At 56.8% G+C, this 2,477-nt stretch carries 1 rRNA gene (cut by a window edge); it reads left to right on the forward strand.

Annotation, left to right across the window (positions count from 1 at the left end):
• Window positions 1-2,437 (forward strand): 23S ribosomal RNA (locus ACFYNX_RS33430); it begins 685 nt to the left of the window's first position.
• The last annotated feature ends 40 nt before the right edge of the window (window positions 2,438-2,477 follow it).

Raw genomic sequence — 2,477 nt, forward strand, 5'->3', positions numbered from 1 at the left:
AGTTTGCGGTGTGTTGCGAGGTTAACCCGTGTGGGGAAGCCGTAGCGAAAGCGAGTCCGAACAGGGCGCTTTAGTAGCACGCTCAAGACCCGAAGCGGAGTGATCTAGCCATGGGCAGGTTGAAGCGGAGGTAAGACTTCGTGGAGGACCGAACCCACCAGGGTTGAAAACCTGGGGGATGACCTGTGGTTAGGGGTGAAAGGCCAATCAAACTCCGTGATAGCTGGTTCTCCCCGAAATGCATTTAGGTGCAGCGTCGTGTGTTTCTTGCCGGAGGTAGAGCACTGGATAGGCGATGGGCCCTACCGGGTTACTGACCTTAGCCAAACTCCGAATGCCGGTAAGTGAGAGCACGGCAGTGAGACTGTGGGGGATAAGCTCCATGGTCGAGAGGGAAACAGCCCAGAGCATCGACTAAGGCCCCTAAGCGTACGCTAAGTGGGAAAGGATGTGGAGTCGCAGAGACAACCAGGAGGTTGGCTTAGAAGCAGCCACCCTTGAAAGAGTGCGTAATAGCTCACTGGTCAAGTGATTCCGCGCCGACAATGTAGCGGGGCTCAAGCGTACCGCCGAAGTCGTGTCATTGCAGCACATACTCCCAACGGAGGCTGTGATGGGTAGGGGAGCGTCGTGTGCCGGGTGAAGCAGCCGCGGAAGCGAGTTGTGGACGGTTCACGAGTGAGAATGCAGGCATGAGTAGCGATACACACGTGAGAAACGTGTGCGCCGATTGACTAAGGGTTCCTGGGTCAAGCTGATCTGCCCAGGGTAAGTCGGGACCTAAGGCGAGGCCGACAGGCGTAGTCGATGGACAACCGGTTGATATTCCGGTACCCGCTTTGAAACGCCCAATATCGAATCAGGCGATGCTAAGTCCGTGAAGCCGCCCCGGAGCCTTCGGGCAAAGGGGAGTGGTGGAGCCGACGAACCAGACTTGTAGTAGGTAAGCGATGGGGTGACGCAGGAAGGTAGTCCAGCCCGGGCGGTGGTTGTCCCGGGGTAAGGGTGTAGGACGTCACGTAGGCAAATCCGCGTGACACGTAGTCTGAGACCTGATGCCGAGCCGATTGTGGTGAAGTGGATGATCCTATGCTGTCGAGAAAAGCCTCTAGCGAGTTTCATGGCGGCCCGTACCCTAAACCGACTCAGGTGGTCAGGTAGAGAATACCGAGGCGTTCGGGTGAACTATGGTTAAGGAACTCGGCAAAATGCCCCCGTAACTTCGGGAGAAGGGGGGCCACGCCTGGTGATGGAGTTTTCCTCCTGAGCTGGGGGTGGCCGCAGAGACCAGCGAGAAGCGACTGTTTACTAAAAACACAGGTCCGTGCGAAGCCGTAAGGCGATGTATACGGACTGACGCCTGCCCGGTGCTGGAACGTTAAGGGGACCGGTTAGCTCTGTTTCGACAGGGCGAAGCTGAGAACTTAAGCGCCAGTAAACGGCGGTGGTAACTATAACCATCCTAAGGTAGCGAAATTCCTTGTCGGGTAAGTTCCGACCTGCACGAATGGCGTAACGACTTCTCGACTGTCTCAACCATAGGCCCGGTGAAATTGCACTACGAGTAAAGATGCTCGTTTCGCGCAGCAGGACGGAAAGACCCCGGGACCTTTACTACAGTTTGATATTGGTGTTCGGTTCGGCTTGTGTAGGATAGGTGGGAGACTGTGAAGCAGCCACGCCAGTGGTTGTGGAGTCGCCGTTGAAATACCACTCTGGTCGTGCTGGATGTCTAACCTCGGTCCGTGATCCGGATCAGGGACAGTGTCTGATGGGTAGTTTAACTGGGGCGGTTGCCTCCCAAAGGGTAACGGAGGCGCCCAAAGGTTCCCTCAGCCTGGTTGGCAATCAGGTGTTGAGTGTAAGTGCACAAGGGAGCTTGACTGTGAGACCGACGGGTCGAGCAGGGACGAAAGTCGGGACTAGTGATCCGGCGGTGGCTTGTGGAAGCGCCGTCGCTCAACGGATAAAAGGTACCCCGGGGATAACAGGCTGATCTTCCCCAAGAGTCCATATCGACGGGATGGTTTGGCACCTCGATGTCGGCTCGTCGCATCCTGGGGCTGGAGTCGGTCCCAAGGGTTGGGCTGTTCGCCCATTAAAGCGGTACGCGAGCTGGGTTTAGAACGTCGTGAGACAGTTCGGTCCCTATCCGCTGTGCGCGTAGGAATATTGAGAAGGGCTGTCCCTAGTACGAGAGGACCGGGACGGACGAACCTCTGGTGTGCCAGTTGTCCTGCCAAGGGCATGGCTGGTTGGCTACGTTCGGGAGGGATAACCGCTGAAAGCATCTAAGCGGGAAGCCTGCTTCGAGATGAGTATTCCCACCTCCTTGAGAGGGTAAGGCTCCCAGTAGACGACTGGGTTGATAGGCCGGATGTGGAAGCCCCGTAAGGGGTGGAGCTGACCGGTACTAATAGGCCGAGGGCTTGTCCTCAGTTGCTCGCGTCCACTGTGTTAGTTCTGAAGCAACGAAC

The organism is Streptomyces sp. NPDC007872 (assembly GCF_042868165.1).
In the GTDB taxonomy this organism is placed as follows: domain Bacteria; phylum Actinomycetota; class Actinomycetes; order Streptomycetales; family Streptomycetaceae; genus Streptomyces.